The organism is Candidatus Magnetobacterium casense (assembly GCF_019173545.1).
GTDB classification, from domain to species: Bacteria; Nitrospirota; Thermodesulfovibrionia; order Thermodesulfovibrionales; family Magnetobacteriaceae; genus Magnetobacterium; species Magnetobacterium cryptolimnobacter.
This window is the reverse complement of sequence record NZ_JABXWD010000219.1, coordinates 1-5,990: the sequence shown is the minus strand read 5'-3', so window position 1 is coordinate 5,990 and position 5,990 is coordinate 1. Positions and strand designations below refer to the sequence as shown.

Sequence of the window (5,990 nt, the reverse complement as noted above, 5' to 3'; positions counted from 1 at the left end):
GCGGCTCCGCTTCTTGGCGCTCCAGGTCACACCTGGCCCCCTTCAGAACCCCCCGCAAGGGGGCCAGCCCCCTTGACCCCTTCCTTGCTTGTTATAGTTACTTATGCTCTTCTGCTTATCATCCTAACGTAACTCCTCTAATGCCGTAATAAGCCCATCAAATGTGGACTCTATGACCTCTGCCCTGACCCTCAGGGCATCCCCGATTCCAGCCACCGTGACGTCATCCAGAAAGACGTCGCCGGCGGCCCTGAGCACGATATCCGGAATCAGTAACACCTCGCCCTTCTTGATCTGATTTCCAAGGGCATTGATCACATCCCCGCCGGTGAGCAACCCCGTGACGGTTACGGAGGTACCAAAGAACTTGTTCTCCACGGGTACTACCCTGAGATTGTATGTCGTTTTTTCATGAAGTGTCCTGGCAAAGTCCCTCAGAAACGGATAAAAGGACATGGCCGTAAACGTCGCCGCTGTCCGCTTGGGTGTACGCCGCAGACCCTCAAAGCCCTGTGCGCCATCCAGAAACGACGCAATCAGTCCCACGCCGTTTTCTACCTGGGGCAGTTCCCCGTAATGACTCAGCGGGGGGATATCGACCTCTGCACGCAGATAAAGCTCATCGGCGGCATAGACGATAACCTGCCCGTGTCTATTGAGGAACTCCCCCTGCAACCTGCCAATGAGATCGAGGGCGTTTTGAGCATCCGCCCTGGTAACGGGATTCACCCTCTTTTTGCCGTGGGCGGTCAGACCAACGGGCACCACCGCTATGGACTCCACATATGGAAAGAATCCCGCCAGGTCGCTGATGGTTCGTCGGAGGTTTTGGCCGTCGTTCAGACCGGGGCAGAGTACGATCTGTGTGTGCAGGGTTATCCGGTTGCTTGCGAAAAACCCTATCTCACCCAGGATGTCAACCGAATCTGGATTGCCAAGTAGGTGTTGACTCAGCGCATTGTCCGTGGTGTGGACGGATACGTACAGGGGGCTTAGACGCTGCTGTACGATTCGTGTTTTTTCCTCCGGGGTCAGGTTCGTGAGCGTGATGTAACCGCCATAGAGAAAGGACATGCGATAGTCTTCGTCCTTGATGTACAGGGTTCTTCGTAATCCCCGGGGCAGTTGCGAAACAAAGCAAAAGGGACAGTGGTTCTTGCAGGTCTTTATCTTAAACGACTGTAGCTCAATCCCCAACCACTGTTGCTCATCCAGCGGGATTGATACGTGTATAAGGCGGCCACGACGCCGGATGACCACCTCCAGCTCATCCGTGGTATCGGCAGCGTAGAAGGTGAGGTCTATTTCGTCGTTGATGGCGTTGCCGTTGATAGAGAGCAGTTCATCGCCGGGCCTGATGCCGGCCTCTGCGGCAGGGCTGTCCGGATAGACGGAGAGTATCTTGTTGGCGACCGTGTCAGTCACGTTTATATGTAAACCCCAGATACAAGTAATGCAGCGCAGAGACAATAGTAAACCCAGCCGTTAGCCAGACAAACACCACGGGTTCAGGTATCCTGTTGCCATAGTTTAACCGCAACAGCACCAGGGCACAGAGCACCATCTGCATGGCAATGGCTGTCTTACCCAGGATGGATGGCCGTATGAAGACAAACTTGTGTACCAGATAAAACGTCACCAACGCCGCCACCACTGTGACGTCCCTCAACAGGATGCCAACAGTCAACCACACTGGTACCCATCCATAGTAGGCAAAGGTAACATACGAGGTCACCAACAGGAGCTTGTCCGCTATAGGGTCGAGAAATCGTCCCAGCTTGGTCTGCTGCTTGGCAAGGCGTGCGATAAGGCCGTCAAGGATGTCCGTGACGGAGGCAAAGACGAACAACCACAGTGCCGCCATGTGTCTGCCGCTTACGAGCATTGTCACGATAATCGGTATCGTACATATTCTCAGTACAGTCAGTGTGTTTGGAACATTTAAAATTGCCATATAATATAATGTCATAAACAAAAGGTTATTGCGGTAGTATTTCTTTAAATATTATGCAAAATTCCGTCCCGTCATTGTTTTTTAATTCTATCTGACCGTTAAATTTATTTTCCACCATAGAGACAGCCAGGTGCAATCCCAGGGAGTTAGGCTCTCTGATATCGAAGCCCTGGGGGATACCAATGCCGTCGTCCTTGACCGTGAGTTTGAAATTGCCATTAACATGGCGATGCAGGGCTATTTTGAGCGTACCTTGTCTGTTATCCGGGAATGCGTGTCTCAGGGAGTTGGAGATAAGCTCTGTCAGGATCAGGCCGCACGACATGGCCGTATCTATGTTGAAGGGGATGTCGTCAACGTCCAGTTCCAGGGTAATCACGCTGTTACTGACCTTATAGGCACTAAATATGGTGTTGGTCAGGCCAAGTATATACGCTTGTATGTTGATGTTGGCCAGGTCCGGAGACTGGCAGAGTTTTTCGTGCAGCAGGGCCATCGATCTGATGCGATTGAGGCTGTCCCTGAACATATCCTTATACTTATCGTCTTCTATGTAGCTGCTTTGCAGCATGAGCAGGCTGCATATTATCTGCATGTTGTTCTTGACACGGTGGTGGACTTCTTTTAAGAGTTCAACCTTTTCGTCGAGGGAGCGAGTTATTTGTTTTTCCATCTCTTTACGCTGGGCGATCTCAATCATAAGGGATTCGTTGGCCTTTGCCAGTTCGGCGGTTCTCCGTGCAACACGCACCTCCAGGGTGTCACGCTCCTGGCGCAGTGCCGCCTCTGTCTGTTTAAGCGCCGTGATGTTGTGCCAGATGCTGATGATGACGTTGACAGTCTGCTCCTGCACCTGCTTTAGTAATGAGGCCGTGACGTTGAAGTATTCAACCCCCGTCTTTGTTGGTATGGCAATTTCGACGTTGCTGCACCTGCCTTTGAGGTATACCTCACTGATAAGCCTACCCCAGCGTTGCACCAGAGAGGCATCAACGCGTTGAAGCCAGACATACAAGTTGGTCTCCAGCAGGTCGCCATGCACACAACCAAACGGTGCACAGAATGCGTCATTGACCACGATTACGTCTTGTGACTCATCCACGATCAGTATCCCGTCAACCGATACACTGAGCACGGATTCAAAAAATTTGACCGTCTGTATGGAAATATCTTTCACTCTGCCCTTACTATCCTGACAGCACTAAGCTTGAACTCCGGCTGTTTGGAATGTATGTCGTATACGGGGTTTGTAACGAGATTGACCAACCTGTCCTGTTCTCCCCCAAGTGCACCGCCAAAGTGGCATGGGATAAAGACCGTGCCGGGCCGTATCCGCTCCGACAGCATCACCTCTGCCACCACACTGCCACGACGTGAGGAGACCCTGACAACATCGCCTTCCGTAACACCGATGACACGGGCATCTTCAGTGCTTACCTCAACGAAACTGCCGGCAGCCGACCTGTATAACCTGTCAATGCGTCCGGTGCGTGTGCGGGTATTGAACTGACATGCCAGACGCCCCGTGATGAGCATAAGGGGGTATTCCTCATCCGGTGTTTCAAGTGGCGGGATGTATTTGCGTGCCAAAAGCGCCGCCCTACCATCGGGACGTGCAAACTCCAGGTTGCCAAACAACCGTTCAGTGCCTGGATGCTCTGGCGTTGGACATGGCAGTTGAGGTCCAACGGCCCCTCTCAGGCGCCGGTATGTTACGCCGTTGGTATCGCACAGACGTCCACGTGTCAACCCCTTCCATTCCTCAAAGACATCCTCGGGGCTGGTGTATGGGAATTCCCGCTCAAATCCCATCTGACGGGCTATCAGCCACATGATTTCATAATCGGGCAAGGCCTCCCCCGGTGGTTGTACGAATTTTTCAACCAGTTCGATACGCCGCTCGGAGGATACAAAGGTGCCGGTTTTTTCGCCCCACTGTGCCGCCGGCAGGATAACGTTTGCAAGCATGGTGGTTTCGGTGGGGTGAAAGATGTCGGCAACGACGAGCAGTTGAGCCTTGGCCAGCCCCTGCTGTACCCACCGGGTGTGTGGCAGGGAGGCCGCAGGATTGGTCGATGCAACCCACAGTGCCTTTATCTCTCCGTTATGCAGTCCGGCGATGATGTCGATGATTGAGCGGCCAGGGACGGGCTTTATTTTTTCGGCGGGGATGCCCCAAAAGTCGGCCACCTCCTGACGATGTGTGGCGTTGGTCACCAGACGCATCCCCGGTAGCAGGTGTGACAGCGCCCCAACAAACCGACAGCCAAGGGCGTTTGACTCCCCCGTGATTGATATCGGCCCTGCCCCCACACGACAGAAGTTGCCCGTCAACAGCGACAGGTTGTGCAACGTATTGTTTTTAAACACGGCCTGCGAGGAGTGATTATACCCCTGAAACCAGAAGGTGAGCATGGCCTTTGACTGACCTATGGCATGTGCCGCCTCGACAATCTGTTGCTGCGGACAACCCGTGATCTGACTCGCAACTGCCGGTGTGTAGTCCTTCAGGAAATTTTTCAGGTCACACAGGCCGCTTGTGTAGAGTTCGACCTGTTCCTTGTCAACGAAACCGTCCCTTAAGAGCACGTGTGCCAAGGCGTTGTTGAGGGCAACGTCGGTGCCGGGTATGAGCTGGAGGTGGATATCGGCAATGGCAGCAGTGTCCGTTCTGCGAGGGTCTGCAACGATAACCTTTGCACCGTTGGCCTTCTTTGCGGCCCGAACCCGCTGAAACAACACCGGCACCGTCACGGCCATATTGTTGCCGGCAATAAAGAACAGATCGGCATGTTCTATATCGGCGTAGCACGCAGGGGGGGCATCAGCTCCAATGGTTGAAAGCAATCCCGCAGCCGTACTGGCCATACACAGGCGTGTGCTACTTTCAATGTTGTTTGTGCCGATGCAGGCCCTCATGAGTTTGTTAATCAGGTAATATTCCTCGGTCAGTTTACTGGCGCCGCCATAAAATGCAACGGCATCGGGGCCGTGTTCGTGTATTATAGCCATAAGCGTTCCGGCCACATGCCCAATGGCCTCCTGCCAGGTAACCTCTGTCAGAACCCCCTGACGTCGCAGCATTGGCCGTGTCAATCGCTCTCTGGCATCAAACACCCCCGGCAGTGTCTCTGCAAGCACACACAGCCTGCCATCATTGGTTGGATGTCCCTTCATGCCGGTCACCTTTACGACCCTGCCGCCGTCAACCCCAACCATCAGGCCACACCCAAATCCACAGTACGGACAGGTTGACTTATGCCATGTAGTGCTCATAACAACTCCATCTGGTATCCTCTTGATTTTCAGTATAAATAGCCGAAAAATTTATCCCTTTTATATTTGCATCGTTTGAGGTAACGGCGCTTTTTCCTAAGCTCTTATATTTTAACATATCTCCTGTCTGTATTTGCAATTTATTATCAAGTCAACATGTTTGGTAGCGCCACAATCAACCGTGGTCATGCAGCCACCTCTTTGGATGCAACCTGGTATTAGCCCCTGAAAATTACGATTGAAACTAATCGCAGTATATGCTACAATATCCGCACTTAAAGGATATGACAGACCCAGACGTATACATAACCAAGGTAAAGATACATAATGTAAGGCATCTGAAAGATATCGATATACCCCTTTCAGATACCGGGCGAAAGCATCTGATCTTCACAGGCATCAACGGAAGCGGTAAAACTTCGGTCTTGGAGGCGATAAAGGAGTATTTAGGTAATGCTGATAACACTGATAATACTGTTAGCCTTGTTAGCTATATAGCTGATAATTATTATTTTGGTAGCAAGGATTTTTTGCAAGATGAAAAGCTTCAAAAGGAAATAAGAAAAAGAAAAGAAATATTTGCTTTTATTGATAATATAACTAAAAAAACAGGAGTAGAGTTATTTTTTAATCATGACTATTTAAGTTATAGGTATCCTCTTTATATTTCATGGTAACTACGCTTTTATGCATCATGGATTCCTGGTCAAGCCAGGAATGACACACTTGGAAAACGCCTGTAACTGTCATTCCTGCGAAA

At 51.3% G+C, this 5,990-nt stretch carries 5 protein-coding genes; 1 reads left to right on the top strand and 4 read right to left on the bottom strand.

Annotated features, from left to right (window positions below; genetic code table 11):
• Positions 1 to 123: 123 nt before the first annotated feature.
• Genes HWQ67_RS11680 through HWQ67_RS11665 form a run of 4 tightly spaced genes read right to left on the bottom strand, consistent with a single transcriptional unit; the run spans position 124 to position 5,230 of the window.
• The gene (locus HWQ67_RS11680) at positions 124 to 1,425 is read right to left on the bottom strand and encodes a DUF512 domain-containing protein (protein WP_218252868.1); all 1,302 of its coding nucleotides are present in this window, start codon (positions 1,423 to 1,425) and stop codon (positions 124 to 126) included.
• The gene (locus tag HWQ67_RS11675; protein ID WP_218252867.1) at positions 1,418 to 1,954 is read right to left on the bottom strand and encodes a CDP-alcohol phosphatidyltransferase family protein; all 537 of its coding nucleotides are present in this window, start codon (positions 1,952 to 1,954) and stop codon (positions 1,418 to 1,420) included. The genes HWQ67_RS11680 and HWQ67_RS11675 overlap by 8 nt, the downstream gene beginning before the upstream one ends.
• 25 nt (positions 1,955 to 1,979) lie before the next feature.
• On the bottom strand, positions 1,980 to 3,131 hold the full coding sequence (locus HWQ67_RS20235; RefSeq protein WP_218252866.1) for a PAS domain-containing sensor histidine kinase: 1,152 nt from the start codon (positions 3,129 to 3,131) through the stop codon (positions 1,980 to 1,982).
• Positions 3,128 to 5,230 carry a molybdopterin oxidoreductase family protein gene (locus HWQ67_RS11665; protein ID WP_218252865.1) on the bottom strand — a complete coding sequence of 701 codons (2,103 nt, stop codon included), beginning with the start codon at positions 5,228 to 5,230 and terminating at the stop codon, positions 3,128 to 3,130. Before HWQ67_RS11665 ends, HWQ67_RS20235 begins: the two co-directional genes overlap by 4 nt.
• Positions 5,231 to 5,514: 284 nt before the next feature.
• Here HWQ67_RS11665 and HWQ67_RS11660 point away from each other — a divergent pair, with 284 nt between their 5' ends.
• Entirely contained in the window at positions 5,515 to 5,907 is a 393-nt protein-coding gene (locus tag HWQ67_RS11660) for an AAA family ATPase (protein ID WP_218252864.1), read from the top strand.
• Positions 5,908 to 5,990: the final 83 nt, after the last annotated feature.

What these genes read in the sequence shown, in the direction of transcription:
- HWQ67_RS11660 (WP_218252864.1), top strand. Translation starts at nt 5,515, where the DNA reads ATGACAGACCCAGACGTATACATAACCAAGGTAAAGATACATAATGTA.
- HWQ67_RS11665 (WP_218252865.1), bottom strand. Translation starts at nt 5,230, where the DNA reads ATGAGCACTACATGGCATAAGTCAACCTGTCCGTACTGTGGATTTGGG.
- HWQ67_RS11675 (WP_218252867.1), bottom strand. Translation starts at nt 1,954, where the DNA reads ATGGCAATTTTAAATGTTCCAAACACACTGACTGTACTGAGAATATGT.